We start from the raw sequence: 19,662 nt of genomic DNA, 5'->3' as shown, positions 1-19,662 counted from the left end.
AAACAATATAATACTTTAATCAAAAATATTGCAAAATTTTGAATTTTTTGATAATCTTAATGGGAGAATATAAATGTTGAAGATACTAATTGCAGAGGATTCTATCACTGATGCGAAATATGTAGAATCCATCTTAGCAGATAAAGGCTATGAATTGGTTTTTGCAAAGGATGGAGAAGAAGCAGAAAATTACATTAAAACAGACAAATTTGATTTAATTTTATTGGATGTGGTAATGCCAAAGAAAAATGGGTTTCAACTTTGCAGAGAAATAAAGAAAAATGAAAATACAAAACATATTCCTGTTATTTTGATTACTTCAAAAAGAGAAGAGGCTGATAAATTTTGGGGTAAGATGCAAGGAGCTGATGAATACATTACTAAACCTTTTGAACCAATCGATTTATTGGCGGTTATTAAAAGATGGCTGAAGAAATAAAAGAAGAAAAACAATTTTGCGTTTTTGGCATAGGAGAAAGGGAATTCCTGATACCGAAAGAAGCTGTAATACAGATCGTTGATATTACAAGAATATTTCCTATTCCTGGCTCTCCAGATTATATAGTAGGTGCATTACCAGTAAGAGGCAAAATTATTCCTGCCATTGACCTTGCAAAAGTTTATAATGTGGAAAGAATCAATTATGCAGATAATAAATTATTAGTCATAGATGTAGATGGTGAAAAGATAGGCATATTATCTGATATTACACCATTTTTTGTAAGTTTTGATAAGGATATAGTAGTAGATGATTATATTGATCCAAAAAAACTTTACGAAGAATTAAAAGTCAAGCAACCTACTGCTTCAAACAAAACAAATGAATTATTACCTTAAGGATGATTAATCAGGAAGAATTAATAAAATATTTTTTATTAGAATCAGAAGAATATATCAACACAATTATAGAGGGATTAGAAGATTTAGAACACAGAGGATATAATAAAGATACCCTTGAAGCATTATACAGGGCTACTCATACTCTTAAGGGTTCTGCATCAATTGTAAAATCTAATAAAATCGCAACTTTAGCCCATAAACTTGAAGACCTATTTGAAGCATTGATGAATGACGAAATAGAATATGAGTCTTCTATTTTAAATGTAATTAAAAAAGTAGTAAATGTGATTGTATCTTTAATAAATGAATTATCAAAATTTAAACAGGAACAATCAGAAATTGATGATAATCTTTTGAGATTAATTGAAGATATTATAGAGAGAAAAATATCTTACCAGCCAGAACAGGTTACAGAAACCTATATTCCTATGCCAATGCTTAATTCTGTGAGGGTTGATCTTAGCCATATTGAAAATATATTTGATATATTGGGAGAAATTATTCTGAATAAAAATATAATTAATGATAGAGAAAAGGAACTAAGATCACTGGTTGATGAAATATTAAATAGTGGTAAAAAATTGTTCAATGAGATAACCACATTCTCAGATAGATATTGGTTAACACCATTAGATAAAACACATAAAGTTTTAGATTCTTTCTTTACTGATTTCAGTGATTTAGAATTTGATAGATATGATGAGTATCATATTTTTACAAGGAAAATAGCAGAGATTACTAATGATATTAACGAAGGATTAAATGAATTAATATTATTCTTTGATAATTTATCTTCCAATTTTAAATCTCTAACTAAAGAAATTAATAATCTACGAGATAATTTGCTCATGATGCGAATGATTCCAATCGGAAGATTATTAAATAAAATCACAGAGGCTATAAAAGACATAGCTCAAGGTTTAGGGAAAAAAATAAATATAGAAATAAAAGGTAGTGATGTAAAAATTGATAAACCAATTTTTGATGCCCTTTATGAGCCTATTCTTCATCTTTTAAGGAATGCCATAGATCATGGAATAGAACCGCCTGAAACAAGGACTGCATTAGGTAAATCTAAGATAGGAAATATAAAAATTAACATCAAAAAAGAAGGAAAATACATTACTATTTCCATTAGTGATGACGGTCATGGAATAGATATTGAAAAAGTAAAGGAAATTGCTATTAATAAAGGATTAATATCTCAAGAACAGTTAGCATTCATGAATAAAGAAGAAATTCTATCTTATATCTTCGCACCTGGATTTTCAACATCTGAAGAAGTTGATTTTCAGAGTGGTAGAGGGATGGGACTAAATATAGTAAAAACAACTATTACTAGATTAAAGGGAACAATAGAGGTATTTTCTGAACCTTTCAGAGGAACAACATTTTTAATTAAAATACCTCAATCTTTAACAATCAGTTATTTGTTAATTTTTAGTTCATCTAATCTTGAATTTGCCATACCAATTAACTATATAGAAGAAATTTTATTGGCAGATGATTTCCCAGAAGTAAAAAGGGATAGAAAAATCAATCACAAAAATAGAATAATCCCAGTCAAAATTTTTTCTGAACTATATTTTTCCTCTAATGGTAGGGATAAAGATAAAGGTTATATTATTATCTTTAATTTTTCAGGAATCAGAAAGGCATTATTTGTTGAAAATATACTTGGGCAAGAGGAAACTACTATATATCCTCTTGGTAAATTCTTGGAGGGTCTAACTCAATACATGGGATATGTTATATCAAGCAATGGTGTTCCAAGACTTGTGATAGATCCATTAAGAATTTTTGAAGAAGAGTTTAATTTTACTTATGCAACTACAACTCACATTTTTGAAGGCACAACATATTCACGAACTGTTCTTGTTGTAGATGATTCAATAAGTGTGAGGAAATCTTTGCAAACATTGCTTGAATCAAAAAATGTTAGAGTATATACTGCAAAAGACGGTGTTGAAGCATTAAATATCTTAGAAAATAAACATGTTGATGCGGTTATAACTGATCTTGAAATGCCTGTTATGCATGGTTATGAACTAATTAGCAGATTAAGAAAAGACTACAGATTCAAAGATTTACCAATTATTGTTTTAACATCAAGGGGTACAAAAAAGCATCAGGAAAAAGCTATTGACCTTGGAGCAGATGGTTTTATAATAAAACCCTTTGATGAAAAAACAATAACAGACCTTCTTGCTAAATTTGAAATCTTAAAAAACTTTATTTATTAAACTTTAAACCTTCCTGTAACTTCAATAAGCTCTTTAGAAGTTTTAGAAAGTGATTGAGATAATGTTGTAAGTTCTTCTGTAATTGTTGTTATATTTTCTGTAACTTTCTTAACTTCATCTATAGAACTTACTTCATCAAATGTTATATTTTTTTGTTTTTTGGCAAATTCATTTATATCTAATATAATATCTCCAATTTTTCTTATTATTGAGTCAATTTTTTCAAATATTGATGTGGTTTCTGTGACCATTTTTGTGCCTACTTCAACATAATTGGTTTCTTCTTCAAGATGTTTTGTTACCAAACTTGCTTCTTCTTGAATAGATGTTAAAATTTCAGAAATATTTTTTGAAGATTTAGCTGTCCTATCTGCTAATCCCCTAATTTCTTCAGCAATAACAATAAAACCTTTGCCTTCTTCTCCAGCTCTTGCTGCCTCAAGTGATGCATTTAAGGCGAGAAGATTTGTTCTGTTAGCTATTTCACTTATTATTGAGGATATTGTACCAATTTCCATTAATTTTTCGGAAAGTAACTTCATCCTTCTATTTATTACTTGAACAGCTGCTCTAATTAACTGAATGCTGCTCATAGTTTCAGTAATAATTTCATTTCCTTTATTAATGGCTTCTAAGGCTTCCTTTGAAACATCTGTAGCAACCATTGTTTTTTCAGTAGTAGATGATGCGATTTCAGAAGATTCTGCTATCATAGAAGCAATTTTTTCTATTTCATTTTTCTGAATTTGTGCTCCTGTTTTTAATTTCGTAATAATTTCGTTGATAATAACTGTTTTTTCACCAACATCATTGGCTGAATTCTGAACTTCATTGACAAGTTGACTTAATCCATCAGCCATTAAATTAAAAGCATCTGCCAGAGAACCAAAGACATCTGGTGTAACCTCTGCTCTTTTTGTAAGATCTCCCTCTGAAGCGGATGTCATAACTTGCAAAAACTTAATGATATTATTTTGCATTTCTCTTTTTTCTTCCTCAGTTTGAATAAGTGTAGATAGTTTATCCATCATTTGATTAAAAGCTTCTGCAATTTTTTGGAATTCATCTCCTGTTTTAAGATTTATTCTTTTGTCAAAATTGCCCTGTCTAATTGCCTCTATAGCATCTTCTATAACTGTTATAGGATAAATAATTTGTTTTCTAAACCAAAAGACATTAGCTGTTGATATAGCAATCAAAGCTAAAGCAAAAATAACAATTGCAGGAGCAAACTTTATAAGTGTTTCCACTATGCCTATTCTTTTAGTAATAAATTCTTCTCCATATATGTTATAACCAGTTAATATCAAGCCAGCTAATAGAATTATTGTAGATAGAACAATAGAGGTATTAAAAACTATAAGGAATTTTCTGTATAAAGAAATAGCAAGTATCTTTTTTTCAATATCAACTCTTTTAGGCATAAATTCCTCCTTCTTAATTAAAAATTAGTTTATAAAATATGCGAAAAATCATAATTTTGTCAATACTTTTTTATATACCTTTTACTTTATATGTCTCTAAATCTATGTCAATATTTCTGAAGTTTGGATTTGATGCTGTTCCCGGCATTAAACTAATTTCCCCTGCAACTGGAACAATGAGCTTTGCTCCATTGAAAATCAAGATATCTCTGACAAATAGTTGCCAGCCCTTAGGCACACCCCTTAATTTTGGATTGTCTGAGAGACTTAAATGGGTTTTGGCAATACAAATAGAATAATCGGAAAATTCAGGATTTGAATTAATTTTTTTTAGTTTTTCCAGAGCTGTTGTTGAGAATTCAACAGCATCGGCACCATAAATTTTTCTTGCAATTAATTCAATTCTTGATATATGGGGAAGTTTGGTTTCATATAAAAATTGAAAGTTAGCATTTTTATCACAAGCTTCTATGACTTTGTCAGCTAATTCCAATGCTCCTTCTCCGCCTTTGCTCCAATGCTCTGAAATTGCCGCTAAAATTCCGCTTTCCTCACAAAGTTTTTTAACTAAATATAATTCTTCCGTACAGTCTTGTTGAAATTTATTTATACATACTACAGGAATAAGTCCTGATTTTTTTACAATTTCTATGTGATGGAATAAATTTTCCATTCCCTTTTTAAGCCATTGAGTATTTTTTTCAAAATATTCTTTTGGCAGTGGATTACCAGGTATTATTTTAGGAGCATCCTTGTCTGCACCATGATATTTCAACGCCCTTAAAGTGGTAACAATAATTGCTGCATCTGGTTTAAGTCCTGAATATCTGCATTTTATGTTCCAAAATTTTTCAAAACCTATATCAGCGCCAAATCCGCTTTCAGTTATGTGATAATCAAAAAGTTTTAATCCTATCATGTCAGCAATAATTGAAGACTGCCCAATTGCAATGTTTGCAAAAGGAGCAGCATGAACTAAAACAGGTTGCCCTTCAATAGTTTGAATTAAATTGGGATTAATTGAAGTGAGCATTAAAGCAGTCATTGCTCCGGCAACTTCAAGGTCTTCTGTTGTAATGGGCTTGCCAGATTTTGAATAGGCAACAGTAATTTTGCCAATTCTTTCTCGTAATTCTTTGATATTTTTTACTAAGCTTAATATTGCCATTAATTCAGAGGATGTGGCTATATCGAAACGAGACTGCATTGTTACACCATCTTTTTTTTCTCCCAAACCTATAACAATTTTCCTTAAAGCCTGAGCACAGAAATCTATAACCCATCCAATTTCTACTCTTTTAGGATCAATATCAAGCCTTTTCAACCCTTTTTTTATGAGAATTTCATCGGAATAGTTTGCTTCATGAAGCATTCTTGCTGTTAAAGCAACCATTGCAAGATTGTGGGCATTTATTATTGAATTTATATCACCTGTAAAACCTAAAGAATATTCAGTTCTTGGAATACATTGACTAAGTCCTCCTCCAGCAGCTGTTCCTTTAACATTCATAAGAGGACCTGCTGATGGTTGTCTTATAGCACAGCCTACCTTTTTCTTTCTTTTACCAAGTCCTTGAACAATTCCAATAGTTGTGGTAGATTTACCTTCTCCGAATGGAGTTGGTGTGATCGCAGTTACAACAATATATTTACCATCTTGCTTGTTATTTATTCTATTTAAAATTTTCTGATAATCTATTTTACCGATATAATAACCATAGGGGATTAACTCTTCTTTTTCAATACCTATTTCATCGGCAAGTTGAAAGATTGTTTTCATTGATTTTTCTGCAATCTGTGCAATAAGCCAATCAGGATATATTGTAGGATCAGGAAGCATATAATTCTCCAGAGAATTAATTTTTTGAGCTATTCTGTTGGATTATCAAAATCTGCCAAATAATCCTGAAGTTTTTCCAGTAAAGAATCTGGCAGAATTTCATCATAAAGTAAAGCATTCATTTCTTCAATCGTTAATTTTTCTTTAATATCCTTTGGTAACATTTTAACAATAGCAACTCTTTCTGGACGGGGTTGTTGTTTTTCTTCCATATACTTTCTCCTTTTAAAAATGTTTAGCAGGTTAAATGAAAGGCACCTGCAACCTTTTTCCCTTCAGATATAAAGGTATTGAATAATTCTACAGCTTTGTCTGTTTCTTTTACAATGGTTTCAATTCCTTTGTTTCTTAGTTCCTGAATTAGACTTTCAGGCACTTTCATTTTACCATAGGCACCTGTGCCTACAATTAAAATTTTAATGTCTCTACTTAAAACTTCCTTTAAATCTTCTATGCAAAGAGAATGTCCCTCTTTTCTCCACCATGATTGACAAATAGTGTCTGGGAAAATTATTAAATCAGCATTGTATTCGTTGCCATTAACTATAATTTTGCCAAAGGTATACGATGAAATCTTCATTTTTACCTCCTGCAATAAATTTAATTTTGGCGGGAGTGTGTGGGAATCGAACCCACCCTGCCTGTTACTCACAGGCAACACTGGATTTGAAGTCCAGGAGGGACACCAGAACCCCATACACTCCCTTTAATAGAAATATTTTGCATAAATATTTCTATCGCAATATTTTACAGAATATGAAATAATTTTGCCAATAGAGATTGACAGTTAGGATAAAAATTTATCTCTTAAATATTTTAAGATATCATCATAAACAGATGGTACAACTAAGAAAATGTCTATATCCTTAGGCAAAGAAAGTTTCATTCTTTCCTGATCTCTTAGAATAACAATTGCGCATTCACCTTCTTGTAAATTTTCATTTATTTTATTTGAAATAACCTCAATTCTTTTTTGATTAATTTCATTGTAATAGTTAAAAACTTTTTGTAAAACCGATGCTGTTTTCACAATTCTCAAACAGTTACTCCAATCAATAAAAGCACCGAAAATTTCCGGGTCTTCTATACCAACAACAGTAGCACCTTGAGAAACTTTTTTTTCAATTAAAAAATATAAATAGGGATTTGTATCTCTTATTACATCAACAGCATCCTGACCTTCGATGAATATGGTTTCTACAAATATCTTTGTAACAAAACCTAATTTTTCAAGTCTTTCTATATGTGAGATAGCCTCCTGCCAATACTGCTCAACTAAATTTTTTAATTTTTCATCTTCATCGTCAGGGATAAAAATATTGGGAATACAAAAAAGCTTTCTTTTTCCTTTAAACTCCTCTATATTTAATCTCTCTATTTTTCCTAATTCTGCCATAGTCTAATTTAAATTTGATAATCTTTTTAATTCTTCTAATTTTTTATAGGCTCTTCCGCTGTCAATACTTTCCGTTGCAAGCTCTATCCCTTCTTTAAAATCCTTTACCTTACCTGCAATGAGTAATGCAACTGCAGAGTTCATTAAAACCATATCTCGTGGTGCACCTTTTTTTCCTTTAAGTAAATCTATAATTATCTTAGCATTTTCCTTTCTGTCTCCACCTTTCACATTATCAATAAAAGACCTCTTTAATCCTAAATTCTCTGGAGTTATGGTAGTACTATAGAGATTCCCATCCTTTGCGGTTACTAAAAAAGTTTTGCCTGATATAGATATCTCATCAAGTCCTTCTTCGCTATGGACAACTATTATTTGTTCAGATCCTAATTTCATAAGCACCTTTGCAATTGTTTCCATATAATCTTTTGAAAAAACACCAATTAGTTGTCTCTTTACCATAGCTGGATTAAGCATGGGGCCAATGATGTTAAAGATTGTTCTTATTTTAAGTTCCTTTCTTACAGGAACAACTCTTTTCATTGCTGGATGATAAAGAGGAGCAAAAAGAACAGTTAAACCACATTCAAACAGACATTTTTCAGCTTGTTCAGGAGTCATATCTACTTTTACTTCCAACTCTTCTAAAACATCTATACTTCCGCATTGACTTGATGCAGAACGATTTCCATGTTTTGCCACTGGCACACCAGCACCTGCAACAACAAAACTTGTGGCAGTAGATACGTTAAAGGTTCCTAAACGATCTCCTCCTGTTCCAACAATGTCAATAGCTCCATTGGGAGAGTTGATTTTTATTGCATAATCTCTAAAAAGTTCTACTGTTGTTAAAATTTCCTCTTCTGATTCACCTTTCATAGCAAGTCCCATAAGAAACCCTGCAATCTGTGCTTCTGAAGCTTTTCCTTCAATTATTTCAATAAAGCTATCTCTTAAAATTTCTGCAGGTAGATTTTCTTTTTTACTTAATCTGTAAATGGCTTCTTGTATCATAGTTTTAAAAAGTTTTTTAATAAATCCTTACCAACCTTTGTAAGAATACTTTCTGGATGAAACTGAACACCTTCAATTATATATTCTTTGTGTCTTACACCCATAATTATACCATTTGAAGTACATGCAGATACATCTAAGCATTCAGGAAGACTTTCTTTTTCAATAATTAATGAATGATATCTTGTTGCTTCAAAGGGATTTGAGATTCCTTTGAAAATTGTTTTTTCATCATGATAAATAAGAGAGGTTTTCCCATGCATTATCTCGTGAGAACGTATGATTTTAGCACCAAAGGCTGCACCAATTGCCTGATGTCCCAAACATACACCTAAAATTGGTACTTTCCCTGCAAAATGCTTTATTACATCACAGGATATACCAGCTTCTTTTGGAGTACAAGGTCCTGGGGATATAATTATTTTTTCAGGTTTCATTTCTTCTATCTGTTCTATTGTTATCTGATCATTTCTATAAACTATTACATGTTTACTTAGTTCTCCGATGTATTGATAGAGATTATAGGTGAATGAGTCGTAGTTGTCAATTATCAGAATCATTTTTGCTCATCCTCAAAATTTATGAAGCTTACTGCTTTTAACATTGCCGAAGCTTTATTTATTGTTTCTTGGTATTCATTTTCTGGGACTGAGTCTGCAACTATACCGGCTCCAGCTTGAACATATACTTTGCCATCCTTTATGGAAAGCATTCTTATTCCAATACACATATCCATATTACCACCAAATCCAAAATATCCAACTGCACCAGCGTAAGGACCTCTGCAAGTTGGTTCAAGTTCCTCAATTATCTGCATAGCCCTTACCTTAGGTGCGCCTGTAACTGTTCCTGCAGGAAAACAGGACATAAAAACATCAAACATATCAAGCCCCTTGCGAAGTTTACCTTCAATGTTACTTACAATGTGCATAACATGGCTGTATCTTTCAACTGTCATCAATTCAGTAACAGATACAGAACCAATTTCCGCAACTCTGCCTACATCGTTTCTTCCAAGATCAACAAGCATAATATGTTCTGCCTTTTCTTTTTCATCAGATAGAAGTTCCTGTTCAAGGGCTATGTCTTCTTCCTCTGTTTTTCCTCTTCTTCGTGTTCCTGCAATTGGTCTTAAAGTTATTTTACTCTCTTCTAATCTAACAAGAATTTCAGGAGAAGAACCAACAAGAAAAATATCTCCTGTATCAATATAAAACATATAAGGAGAAGGATTAATAATTCTTAAGGCTCTGTAAATGTCAAAGGGATGACACTTAGTATCTGTTTCAAATCGTTGGGATATTACAACCTGAACAACATCTCCTGAAATTACATACTCTTTAGCTTTTTCCACAGCCTTTAAAAACTCATCTTTTGTAAAATTTGAGTTAAAATCACAAAGGACATCTTTAGATGCTTTAGGAACTAAAAAATATTTTCTGAATCTTTCATCTTTATGGGATTTGAATGATTGTATTATCTTATTTATTGTTTTTTGAGCCTTTTTAAAAATTTTTTCTTTATTTCCATCTACAAATGCATTAAATACTATTTTAATGGACTGTTTAAGATTGTCAAAGATTAATAAAGTTTCGGGTATCATAAGGAATATTTGATTTACATTCATAGAGTCTTTGCATGTGTCAGGAACTTTTTCAAAAACCTTTACTGTATCATAGGAGATATATCCAACCATTCCTCCAAAGAATCTTGGTAATTCTGTATCTATATAGGGTTTAAACTTATAAAAGAAATTTTTCAAAAAATTAAAAGGATTTACGTTTGTAAAAGTTTCTTTTTTGCCTTTACTTTCGATGGTTATCTGATTTTTATAATATGAGATTGTTGCTATAGGCTCAATGCCTATAATTGAATATCTGCCCCATTTTTCTCCTCCAACAACGCTTTCAAGTAGAAAAGAAGGTTTTTTGTCAAGTTTAAGAAATACTCCCACTGGAGTATCAAAGTCAGCTATAATTTCGGTGTATATAGGGATAACATTATATTTTTCAGAGAGTTCAACGAAGCTATCCAACGTTAAGTTCATTTAATATTTTATAGATATTTAAAAAAAAAAGGCAATTTATCTTATGCTCTATCACAGGACCGACGGGAAATAATCTCCCATGTTTCTTCATCTATCTCCTCTAAGTATTGAGAGATTTTAAATTCTGCTCCGCATTCACTACAGCAGAGCACAACCCTTCTTCAATAAAAGAAAATAATTATTGAGTTCTTACAATATTTGCATTTAGCATTTTTAAGTATTCTCTTCTTCAAAAGCATTCCTCCAATTTAACTCAGATTATTTTATAATATCTTAAATGGAAAGATTTTCGTTAATCAATAAGGGAGAAATATTATTATGGGGAAATATTTTAGAATTTAAGAGACTTGTTGAAAGAATAGATGCTCTTTTTAAAAATTTTCCTGAAACTTTTAAAGAATCTATGAATATAGCTCAGCAAATAAAGGAGTGTATTTTGAAAATAGATCCTTTTATTGATTTTTATTCCAAAAAAGTTTGTTCTTCCTGTACAAACATATGCTGTTTAAATAAAAATAGCAGATATGAATATGATGATCTAATATACATTTTAGCATTACGGGAAAAATTTCCGATTCCCGAGAGAAATCTTGATGTAAAGGAACCCTGTTATTTACTTACAGAAAAAGGCTGTAAAATACCTCGTTACATTAGACCATCGAGATGTAATTGGTATTTTTGTAAGGATCTTTTAAGTGAAATGGAGTCAGCACCTGCGAAGGTTTTTCGTGAGTTTTCAAATACTTTCAACTTAATGCTTCAGTTAAAACAGCAGATGCTGAACTCCTTCTTCCAATCGTTATCTAATTTTCAGGGTAATATATGATACAACTCCCTTTCTGTAAAACCATACAACTGCTTGATTTTTTACCTGTCCTGCTACTTTCATGAAATCCTTAACATTGTTGATTTTTTGATTGTTTATTTCTATAATTACATCTCCCTTTGTCAACAATCCCTCCGCAGGTGAATCTGGATCTATAGAAGTTACAACAACTCCATTTATTCTTTTTGGAATATTTAGCTGATTTCTTAATCTTGTTGTAAGCTCTTCAACTTGAATGCCAGCAAGAACAGACTCTGAAAGAGAAACTTTCTGTTCTGCAGGTAGTTCACCAATTGTAGCAGTTATTGAATGTACTTTTCCATTTCTGATGATTTCTAATTTTACTGTTTTGCCAGGAGGAGTACTAACTACAAGATTTCTTAAATGGGCAGAATCTTCAACTTCTTTACCATCAAAACTAATTATAATGTCTTTTCGCATAAGTCCTGCTTTTTCTGCAGGGCTTCCTTCATGAACATCGGTAATTACAGCTCCTTTAAGTTCTTTCATTTGTAAAGACTTTGCCATTTCAGTATCTATATCTTGAACAGTGACGCCAAGCCAGCCACGAACAACTTTTTTATGTTTGATTAAATTATCCATGACAACTCTTGCCATATTGCTTGGAATGGCAAATCCTATTCCTTGATATCCACCAGTTGTGCTAAAAATTGCAGTATTGATTCCTACAAGTTCACCTTTTACATTTACAAGGGGTCCACCGGAGTTTCCTGGATTTATTGCTGCATCGGTCTGAATAAAATCTTCATAATCAGAAATACCAACATTTGCTCTACCAGTAGCACTGACTATTCCACTGGTCACTGTAAGATTTAGTCCATAGGGATTTCCAATTGCGATTACAGTTTCACCCACTTTTAACTTATCTGAATCTCCCCACTTGATAGCTCTAAGTCCATCGGCTTTAATTTTAACAACCGCTATATCTGTTTTTGCATCAAATCCAATTACTGTTCCATCGAATACTCTTTTATCGTAAAGTTTAACTTTAATCTCATCAGCTCCTTTTATAACATGATAATTTGTAAGAATATAACCAGAACTATCAACAATTACACCTGAACCTAAAGAAGTTTGGGTAAATTCCCTTTGCCTGTCAAAGAATCTTTCAAATTCATCATCAAAAAATCTTCTAAAGAAGGGATCGTTAAAGGGGAAAGGTATACCTGGTCTTTTTATCTTTTTTGTAGTATAGATATTTACTACAGAAGGTCTAACAGCTTGAACAACTTCTGCCATTGCACTGCCAATTTTTGACAGAGTCTCCTGAGATTCCCTTGAAATCTGATAGTCTTCAGAGTATCCCTTTGTTTGAAAATCAAATTTTGATGAAATAATCAATCCTATTGTAATTCCGATAAAAATAAGAAGAATTCCAGATAGTAGAAATTTTTTATTTTTTTTCATCTTTTACACCTCCTATTTCTTAATTTTCTCCCAATCTTTAAGAAATTTTTCTATTCCAATATCTGTAAGTGGGTGTTTAATAAGTTGTTTAATTACTGAGTATGGAATAGTTGCAATATCAGCACCAATTCTGGCTGCTTCAAGAACATGTAAAGGATTTCGAATACTTGCTACAATAACTTCTGTGTCAAATCCGTAGTTTTCAAAAATTATCTGAATATCTCGAATTAAATCCATACCAAAATGGCTTATATCGTCAAGTCTTCCTACAAAAGGACTTACATATGTTGCTCCTGCTTTAGCAGCTAAAAGTGCTTGTGTTGGGGAAAAAATCAGAGTAACATTTGTTTTAATCCCTTCCTGAGAAAGTTTTTTTACTGCCTTTAGTCCATCTTCTGTCATAGGAATTTTTATCACTATGTTTTTATGAATTTTACTTAGTTCAAGGGATTCCTTTACCATTTCTTCATAATCCAATGAGATAGCCTCTGCACTAACAGGTCCGTCAACTATTTCACATATTTCTTTAAGTAAACTCAAGGGATCTTTACCTTCTTTAGCAAGAAGAGAAGGATTTGTTGTTACACCGTCAATGACTCCTAAATCCCAAGCCTTTTTAATCTCTTCAAGATTGGCAGTATCAATGAAAAATTTCATTCTTCTACCTCCATAACTTTGATTATAAAATTCTCTCCTTCCTTTTCTATTATCAATCCATACAAGGGAGCCAATTCTAAGAGTCTTTTGCCAAAAATTAGGGAAGAAACATCTTCCTGTATATTTAACCTATCCTTTGCCCATTGTCTGATTTCACTATCATATAGAATCATCTCTACAATTTTTTCAAAATTTTCATCAGCCTTCTCTTTAATTTCTTCTTCTTTCTTGATAGTTTCAGATTTTTTAGATTTTAATTTATCAATAGAGCTGTTAAAAATATTTAAAGAACAGTTTTCCTCATGTTTTTCAATTGCTTTTTTCAAAATATCGATGCTACCAAATAAATCTAATCTTGTTAGTCTTCTTTTTTCTAATCCTGTTATTGATACATTTTCATTCCAGCATTCGTATTCTTTACAAACAGTTGGCCTGTTTTCATATATTGTACAACCTTCGTCATAGTCATAGAAAAGGCATGTTGAAGTACCTATTATTGGTCGAATTTTTATTAGTTCCATTGATGAAAAATATATATCTCCATCAATGAATGAACGAATTGCTTCTCCCTCTCGGACAGTGTAAATATCCCTTTCTGAGATAATTCCTTTCATAAGAAGAGGGAAGTCTTCTTTTAGCAATACAGGTGTATCCTTAATACAGCATTGTCCACACCTTTCACAGGAGGATTTTATTTCGAATTTCATTTTTTTGGGTTTTCCATCAGGATCATAGCCCCGAACAGAACTTTCTTTTTTAGTCCTTCTATAAATACTCCCGTCAGGCAAAATAATTTCAAAGTTAGATTTTTCTTCCATTTTTTTCTCCTCTTTCTGTTAAGATTTTATTGATAATTTCAAGATAATGAAATATTTTTTTATCTTTCATTGCAAACTTAAACTGCATAATACAATTAGGACAAGAAGTAATTATCATATCTGCTTTTTCATATTCTAAAACTTTTTTCTGAAGAATATCCATAGATTCTTTTTCAAATAAAAAGGAAAAAATACCCGCAAATCCGCAGCAACCACTTTTTCTTTGGATATTATGAAACCCTAATTTAGTTAAAAGATTTAGAATTTTATCAGTTTCTTTAATATAGTTTGAAGAGTGGCATGATTCATGAAAAAATATTTTAGATTCAGAGGTATAATTTACTGGTAAGTTTTCTATTAAGTCAGAGATTTGTATGACATTGATACTTTCTCCTGTTATTTCCTCATAAATATTTTCTATAAAATGAGCGCAGGTAGGACAGGGCGTTATAACTCCATCAATGTTAAAGGATTTATATGTTTCAATATTTTTCTTAGCAATTTTTAATGTTTCTTCCTTAAATCCATTACTTAAAAGAGGTGCACCACAGCAGTTTTGTTTTGGAATAATAATTTCATAATTTTCATTTGATAAAAGGGATACTAATGATTCAGTCAAGGAAGGCATAATATAGTTAGTTGAACAGCCTAAAAAAAGAGCAACTCTACCTTTAGGTTTTATTTTGTTGTATATTTTAAAGGATTGTTTCTCTGCTTTTTTGCTTTCAATAACAAAAAATTTTTCTAAAAGGGAGCTTGGAATTTTCTTTTGTTTTTTTAAAATAGTACAAAGTATTTTTGAATTACCCAAAAAATGCAGAGCTGAAAAGAAAAACTTAGGATAAAGGGAAAAGTATTTGAAAAAGTAGTTAAACATCTTTTTTTGCATTTTAGCCCTTGTCTCATAAATTAACATGGGTATATTAATCTGAAGAGGACAAATATTAATACAGGCACCACAAAGAAGACAGCTAAATATTCTTTTTCTTAACTTATCATTTTCCTTTATTTTTTGTTCTTGAAGTAATAAAGAAAGCTGAAATCTTCCTCTTGGGCAGAAGGATTCTCTTAGAAAAATCAGATAACTTGGGCAAAATTCTTTACATTTTCCACATCTATTACATTCAAGGATTTCCATTTTTTATTCAATAGATGGAGGGTTTTTATATATGGAATAATTTTCTCTATGTAATGAAGAATCCTTTTTTATTGTTATTCTTATTTTTTTGCTATTTTCAATCTCTTCCAGAGAGTCTCTTTCTTCATCGGTAAGCAAATCAGCTACCTGTGGATTGAGGATAACTGTTATTTCTGTCCCTTCTTGTAAGGTCATAAATTTAAGCTTTCTTAACACTTCATAGGCAACGGTTTTAGCACTTTTAACCCTACCTTTGCCTTCACAGTAAGGACAGCTATCACAGAGAATGTGCTCAAGACTCTCCCTTGTTCTTTTTCTTGTCATCTGAACTATCCCAAGATCGGTAATATTGTAAATTGTAGTTTTTGCTCTATCTTTTTTCATTGCCTCTGCCATTGCATTTATAACTTTCTGTTTATTTTCATCCTTTTCCATATCGATAAAGTCTATTAGAATTATACCTCCAAGATTTCTTAATCTTATTTGATAGGCTATTTCTTTGACTGCTTCAAGATTTGTTCTTAGTATAGTGTCTTCTAAGTTTTCTTTACCTACAAATTTACCAGTGTTTACATCAATAACAGTCATGGCTTCTGTCTGGTCTATTACAATGTATCCACCTGATTTAAGCCAAACTTTTCTTTCTAAGGAACGATCAAGATCAACTTCAACTCCAAAGGCATCAAAAATAGGCTCATCACCTTCGAAAAGCTCAATTTTATCGGCAATTCGTGGAAAATAAATCTGTGCAAACTCTTTAAGTCTTATCCATTCGTTGTAGTTGTCAATTATGAGTCGGTCAACATTTTGATTCATAAAATCACGGAGACTTCTAAGGACAAGGTCAAATTCGCTATGAATTAAAGAAGGAGCATGAACTTTATCTTTCTTTTTCTGAATGTTATCCCATAGAAGCAATAGAAAATCAATATCTCTCTTAATTTCCTCTTCTGAAGCATCTTCACTGACTGTTCTCATAATAAGTCCAAAACCTGTTGGTTTTATTTTTGTTGCAAGCTCTTTAAGTTGTTTTCTTTTTTCTTCATCCTCTATTTTTCTTGACACTCCTATATGCTCCATACCTGGCATAAGAACCACATATCTGCCAGGTAAAGTTATTCTTGATGTAACTCTTGCTCCCTTTGTTCCGATAGGATCCTTTGCAACCTGAACTAAAATTTCTTGTCCCTGTTGAACAAGTTCTTCTATTGAGGCATCCTTAAAGTCAAGCTTGGATATGAATTCTGTTTCTTCATCGCCTTCTAAAAAGGGATAAAGCTCCTTTATACCACCTCTTATATCATCTACATACAAAAAAGCTGCTTTATCAAGTCCTATGTCAATAAAGCATGCTTGCATACCTTTTAGTACTTTTACCACTCTGCCCTTATAAATGTTACCAACAAAACTTGCATCCCCCTTTCTTTCTATATAAAATTCTACAACCTGTCCACCTTCAAGAAGGGCAACTCGACATTCCTGTTTTGTTACATTTATTAAAAGTTCATTGCTCAAGGCTCTATCCAGCCTCCTTTATATCCATACATTTCTATTCTTTTAATTTCTAAGTCTTTTGCTGAAAGACCTAATAGAGCTTCCACAATTTCTGAAATTCTTGCCTTAATCTGTCCATCTTTAACTATTATACATATTTGATTATTGTAAATCTGAACATCTTCTAAAACTTCTGTGATTGTATAATTTTTATCATTTCTTTTTATCTGGATATTGCTTAAACTTTCAGGAGAAACCATGAGATTTTTTCCCTTTGTGTTTATCAGATATTTATATCTTTGAATAAAAGAGTTTAAAGAAGGAGTATTTGGATTGATAATCTTAGCATGTTTAATTTTAAGTCCCTCAGGTAATATTCTGTTTAATTTATCAACATACTCTAATTTAAAATCACCGTATATTTTTAAGTCAAAGTATTCTTTTTCACTTTCTATTCCAACAGGTAAAGAAGGACCAAAGGATATTTCAGGTTTAGGATGAAAGCCCCTTGTAAGTACAAAAGGAATTTTTGCCATTCTTAAAACTCTTGTAATCAAATTTCCTAATTCAAGTTGAGATAAATATTTCATATTTCCAGTTTTTATATGACAAAATCTCACAAAAGTTTGATTATCAAAATCTATATTTTCTCTTGGTAAATTTTTTATTAAAGATTGAGGAATTTCAATTTTTTCTGTTCTTCCTTTTTTTAATTCACAGATTGATATGCCACATCCATCACATATAATAGTGCAATCATTAGTTTTTTCAAGATTGAAAGCTTTTGTATATTCTTTTTTTAAAAAATCCTTTTTTACTCCAATATCAATAAAATCCCAGGGTAATTCATCATCGAAACCATAATTTCGAGTCGCATAGGAGAGCAAATCTATACCTGTCTCCTCCATTGCCTTTTGCCATCTTTCAAAGTTGAAAAAATCTGTCCATGCTGAAAAAGTTTCTCCTTCTTTCCAAGCACGGTATATAACTTCACAGAGCCTTTCGTCTCCCCTTGAAAGAGATGCCTCAAGAATGCTCATTTTAGGGTCATGTCCTTTATAATGAATTTTACTTCTTAAAAAGGCGTTTTTAATAAAATCAAGCTTTCTTTTAATCTCTTCAAAGGAGTTTTGCCCAAACCATTGAAAGGGTGTGTGAGGTTTTGGTATAAATGGTGAAATTGTAACATTTATGTCTATGAATTTTTTTGTATGAAATTTAGCAGTTTTAAGAATTTCCCTTGTCATATTAGATATTTCTTCAATATCTTCATCTGTTTCAGTTGGGAGTCCTATCATAAAATATAGCTTAATATTATGCCAGCCTTCTTCAAAAAGAAGTCCGCATGCTCTTTGTATGTCTTCATTTGTAAGATTTTTGTTTAAGACTCCTCTTAATCTCTCTGAAGCTGCCTCTGGTGCAATTGTAAATCCTGTTTTCCTTACAAATTTAATTTTTTGAAGAAGCTCCTTTGTGACTTTATCAGCTCTTATAGAAGGAAGTGATAGAGCTACTCCTTGACCTGAAAAAAATTCGTTTAAAATATCGATTATTTCAAAAAGATAAGGATAATGACCTATGCTGAAGGAAAGAAGAGAGACTTCCTCATAGCCTGTGTTATCTATTGATTTTTTAGCTATTTCAATGATTTTATCGGGAGAACGAAATCTCAGGGGACGATAAATAACTCCAGCCTGACAGAATCTACAACCTGAGGGACAACCTCGAGATACTTCGATGGATACTCTGTCATGGACGATTTTCATATAGGGTAAAACAGGAGTAGTTGGAAAATCAACATTTTCTAAATTGTTAACAAATCTTCTTTTTGTAATCTTTTTACCAACAAAGGGAACATAAAAACCTTCGATTTCACTTACTGCTTTTAAGAGAGTTTCTTTATTTGAGTCAGACTTTTTCCATTCCTTATAAACTTGAATGAACTCTAAAATTGCCTCTTCAGCTTCTCCTATCAAAAAGGCATCTATAAACTTAGACATCGGGAGAGGATTAGAGGCACAGGGTCCGCCAGCAATTATTAAAGGATAGGATTTGTCTATTCTTTGTTCCCATTTTAAAGGAATTTGTCCAAGGCTAAGCATATTTAAAACAGCTGGATAGGAAAGTTCATACTGAAGGCTAAAGCCTACAATGTCAAAGTCCTTGAGGGGTCTTTTTGTTTCAAGGGATGTAATGGGTATTTTATTTTTTTTCATATATTCTGTCATATCAATCCAAGGTGAAAATACCCTTTCAGCAGAGACTTCAGGGATTTTATTTAAAATGTGATAGAGAATTTTTAAGCCTAGATGGGACATTCCAATTTCATAGACATCGGGAAAGCAAAGAGCAAATTTTATGTTATTTTTTTCTTTTTTTATTATTGAATTTATTTCACTGTTAATATATCTTGTAGGTTTTTCAAAATAAAGAAGGTTCATTTTTCTGCGAGCTCCTTTTTTAATTAAAACAGACAAAGACAGTTTTATGCAATTTT

At 31.5% G+C, this 19,662-nt stretch carries 18 protein-coding genes and 1 tRNA gene; 4 read left to right on the top strand and 15 right to left on the bottom strand.

Annotated features, from left to right (window positions below; genetic code table 11):
* The first annotated feature begins 73 nt into the window (after positions 1 to 73).
* The 3 genes from QI155_RS00220 to QI155_RS00210 are packed head-to-tail and all read left to right on the top strand — an operon-like array spanning position 74 to position 3,083.
* Positions 74 to 439, top strand: a complete 366-nt coding sequence (locus QI155_RS00220) for a response regulator (protein ID WP_068861416.1) — start codon at positions 74 to 76, stop codon at positions 437 to 439.
* A complete protein-coding gene (locus QI155_RS00215) occupies positions 424 to 837 on the top strand; it encodes a chemotaxis protein CheW (protein ID WP_068861415.1) in 414 nt (137 codons plus the stop codon). Before QI155_RS00220 ends, QI155_RS00215 begins: the two co-directional genes overlap by 16 nt.
* A 2-nt stretch (positions 838 to 839) precedes the next feature.
* Positions 840 to 3,083, top strand: a complete 2,244-nt coding sequence (locus QI155_RS00210) for a response regulator (protein ID WP_068861414.1) — start codon at positions 840 to 842, stop codon at positions 3,081 to 3,083.
* Here QI155_RS00210 and QI155_RS00205 read toward each other — a convergent pair.
* The 9 genes from QI155_RS00205 to trpE form a co-directional block, all read right to left on the bottom strand.
* Positions 3,080 to 4,507, bottom strand: a complete 1,428-nt coding sequence (locus tag QI155_RS00205; RefSeq protein ID WP_068861413.1) for a methyl-accepting chemotaxis protein — start codon at positions 4,505 to 4,507, stop codon at positions 3,080 to 3,082. The two genes, QI155_RS00210 and QI155_RS00205, sit on opposite strands and share 4 nt — an antisense overlap.
* 70 nt (positions 4,508 to 4,577) lie before the next feature.
* Positions 4,578 to 6,347: a formate--tetrahydrofolate ligase gene (locus QI155_RS00200; RefSeq protein WP_068861412.1), complete on the bottom strand. Its 1,770-nt coding sequence runs from the start codon at positions 6,345 to 6,347 to the stop codon at positions 4,578 to 4,580.
* Positions 6,348 to 6,376: 29 nt separating this feature from the next.
* The gene (locus QI155_RS00195) at positions 6,377 to 6,559 is read right to left on the bottom strand and encodes a hypothetical protein (protein WP_068861411.1); all 183 of its coding nucleotides are present in this window, start codon (positions 6,557 to 6,559) and stop codon (positions 6,377 to 6,379) included.
* Between the two features lie 23 nt (positions 6,560 to 6,582).
* Positions 6,583 to 6,927, bottom strand: coding sequence for an Mth938-like domain-containing protein (locus tag QI155_RS00190; RefSeq protein WP_068861410.1), 345 nt, complete (start codon positions 6,925 to 6,927; stop codon positions 6,583 to 6,585).
* A gap of 27 nt (positions 6,928 to 6,954) precedes the next feature.
* Positions 6,955 to 7,052 (bottom strand) — tRNA-Sec (locus QI155_RS00185).
* Positions 7,053 to 7,134: 82 nt separating this feature from the next.
* A complete protein-coding gene (locus QI155_RS00180; RefSeq protein WP_068861409.1) occupies positions 7,135 to 7,743 on the bottom strand; it encodes a hypothetical protein in 609 nt (202 codons plus the stop codon).
* Positions 7,744 to 7,746: 3 nt separating this feature from the next.
* Positions 7,747 to 8,757, bottom strand: a complete 1,011-nt coding sequence (gene trpD / locus QI155_RS00175; RefSeq protein WP_068861408.1) for an anthranilate phosphoribosyltransferase — start codon at positions 8,755 to 8,757, stop codon at positions 7,747 to 7,749.
* A complete protein-coding gene (locus tag QI155_RS00170; RefSeq protein WP_068861407.1) occupies positions 8,754 to 9,317 on the bottom strand; it encodes an aminodeoxychorismate/anthranilate synthase component II in 564 nt (187 codons plus the stop codon). Before QI155_RS00170 ends, trpD begins: the two co-directional genes overlap by 4 nt.
* Entirely contained in the window at positions 9,314 to 10,804 is a 1,491-nt protein-coding gene (gene trpE / locus QI155_RS00165) for an anthranilate synthase component I (RefSeq protein ID WP_281320869.1), read from the bottom strand. The genes QI155_RS00170 and trpE overlap by 4 nt, the downstream gene beginning before the upstream one ends.
* Before the next feature lie 277 nt (positions 10,805 to 11,081).
* On the opposite strand from trpE, the gene QI155_RS00160 reads away from it, so the two are divergent.
* The gene (locus tag QI155_RS00160; protein ID WP_068858469.1) at positions 11,082 to 11,630 is read left to right on the top strand and encodes a hypothetical protein; all 549 of its coding nucleotides are present in this window, start codon (positions 11,082 to 11,084) and stop codon (positions 11,628 to 11,630) included.
* Here the strand turns inward: QI155_RS00160 and QI155_RS00155 are convergent.
* Genes QI155_RS00155 through QI155_RS00130 form a run of 6 tightly spaced genes read right to left on the bottom strand, consistent with a single transcriptional unit; the run spans position 11,604 to position 19,606 of the window.
* Complete coding sequence (locus QI155_RS00155; protein WP_281320868.1) at positions 11,604 to 13,058, bottom strand: DegQ family serine endoprotease; 1,455 nt, start codon at positions 13,056 to 13,058, stop codon at positions 11,604 to 11,606. The genes QI155_RS00160 and QI155_RS00155 overlap by 27 nt on opposite strands.
* Before the next feature lie 12 nt (positions 13,059 to 13,070).
* Positions 13,071 to 13,715: a fructose-6-phosphate aldolase gene (fsa, locus tag QI155_RS00150; protein ID WP_068858473.1), complete on the bottom strand. Its 645-nt coding sequence runs from the start codon at positions 13,713 to 13,715 to the stop codon at positions 13,071 to 13,073.
* Positions 13,712 to 14,533: a YkgJ family cysteine cluster protein gene (locus QI155_RS00145; protein ID WP_068858475.1), complete on the bottom strand. Its 822-nt coding sequence runs from the start codon at positions 14,531 to 14,533 to the stop codon at positions 13,712 to 13,714. The genes fsa and QI155_RS00145 overlap by 4 nt, the downstream gene beginning before the upstream one ends.
* Complete coding sequence (locus tag QI155_RS00140; protein ID WP_068858477.1) at positions 14,517 to 15,671, bottom strand: (Fe-S)-binding protein; 1,155 nt, start codon at positions 15,669 to 15,671, stop codon at positions 14,517 to 14,519. Before QI155_RS00140 ends, QI155_RS00145 begins: the two co-directional genes overlap by 17 nt.
* 3 nt (positions 15,672 to 15,674) lie before the next feature.
* On the bottom strand, positions 15,675 to 17,186 hold the full coding sequence (locus tag QI155_RS00135) for an Rne/Rng family ribonuclease (protein WP_068858479.1): 1,512 nt from the start codon (positions 17,184 to 17,186) through the stop codon (positions 15,675 to 15,677).
* Positions 17,183 to 19,606: a TIGR03936 family radical SAM-associated protein gene (locus QI155_RS00130; protein ID WP_281320867.1), complete on the bottom strand. Its 2,424-nt coding sequence runs from the start codon at positions 19,604 to 19,606 to the stop codon at positions 17,183 to 17,185. Before QI155_RS00130 ends, QI155_RS00135 begins: the two co-directional genes overlap by 4 nt.
* Positions 19,607 to 19,662 lie beyond the last annotated feature (56 nt).

This window comes from Thermodesulfovibrio sp. 1176 (assembly GCF_029946585.1).
Taxonomy (GTDB): domain Bacteria; phylum Nitrospirota; class Thermodesulfovibrionia; order Thermodesulfovibrionales; family Thermodesulfovibrionaceae; genus Thermodesulfovibrio.
Note: the sequence above shows the minus strand (reverse complement) of the source record. Positions and strands in the feature narration are given on the sequence as shown.

Coding starts and splice junctions, on each gene's coding strand:
- QI155_RS00220 (WP_068861416.1), top strand. CDS start 74: ATGTTGAAGATACTAATTGCAGAGGATTCTATCACTGATGCGAAATAT.
- QI155_RS00215 (WP_068861415.1), top strand. CDS start 424: ATGGCTGAAGAAATAAAAGAAGAAAAACAATTTTGCGTTTTTGGCATA.
- QI155_RS00210 (WP_068861414.1), top strand. CDS start 840: ATGATTAATCAGGAAGAATTAATAAAATATTTTTTATTAGAATCAGAA.
- QI155_RS00205 (WP_068861413.1), bottom strand. CDS start 4,507: ATGCCTAAAAGAGTTGATATTGAAAAAAAGATACTTGCTATTTCTTTA.
- QI155_RS00200 (WP_068861412.1), bottom strand. CDS start 6,347: ATGCTTCCTGATCCTACAATATATCCTGATTGGCTTATTGCACAGATT.
- QI155_RS00195 (WP_068861411.1), bottom strand. CDS start 6,559: ATGGAAGAAAAACAACAACCCCGTCCAGAAAGAGTTGCTATTGTTAAA.
- QI155_RS00190 (WP_068861410.1), bottom strand. CDS start 6,927: ATGAAGATTTCATCGTATACCTTTGGCAAAATTATAGTTAATGGCAAC.
- QI155_RS00180 (WP_068861409.1), bottom strand. CDS start 7,743: ATGGCAGAATTAGGAAAAATAGAGAGATTAAATATAGAGGAGTTTAAA.
- trpD (WP_068861408.1), bottom strand. CDS start 8,757: ATGATACAAGAAGCCATTTACAGATTAAGTAAAAAAGAAAATCTACCT.
- QI155_RS00170 (WP_068861407.1), bottom strand. CDS start 9,317: ATGATTCTGATAATTGACAACTACGACTCATTCACCTATAATCTCTAT.
- trpE (WP_281320869.1), bottom strand. CDS start 10,804: ATGAACTTAACGTTGGATAGCTTCGTTGAACTCTCTGAAAAATATAAT.
- QI155_RS00160 (WP_068858469.1), top strand. CDS start 11,082: ATGGAAAGATTTTCGTTAATCAATAAGGGAGAAATATTATTATGGGGA.
- QI155_RS00155 (WP_281320868.1), bottom strand. CDS start 13,058: ATGAAAAAAAATAAAAAATTTCTACTATCTGGAATTCTTCTTATTTTT.
- fsa (WP_068858473.1), bottom strand. CDS start 13,715: ATGAAATTTTTCATTGATACTGCCAATCTTGAAGAGATTAAAAAGGCT.
- QI155_RS00145 (WP_068858475.1), bottom strand. CDS start 14,533: ATGGAAGAAAAATCTAACTTTGAAATTATTTTGCCTGACGGGAGTATT.
- QI155_RS00140 (WP_068858477.1), bottom strand. CDS start 15,671: ATGGAAATCCTTGAATGTAATAGATGTGGAAAATGTAAAGAATTTTGC.
- QI155_RS00130 (WP_281320867.1), bottom strand. CDS start 19,606: ATGAACCTTCTTTATTTTGAAAAACCTACAAGATATATTAACAGTGAA.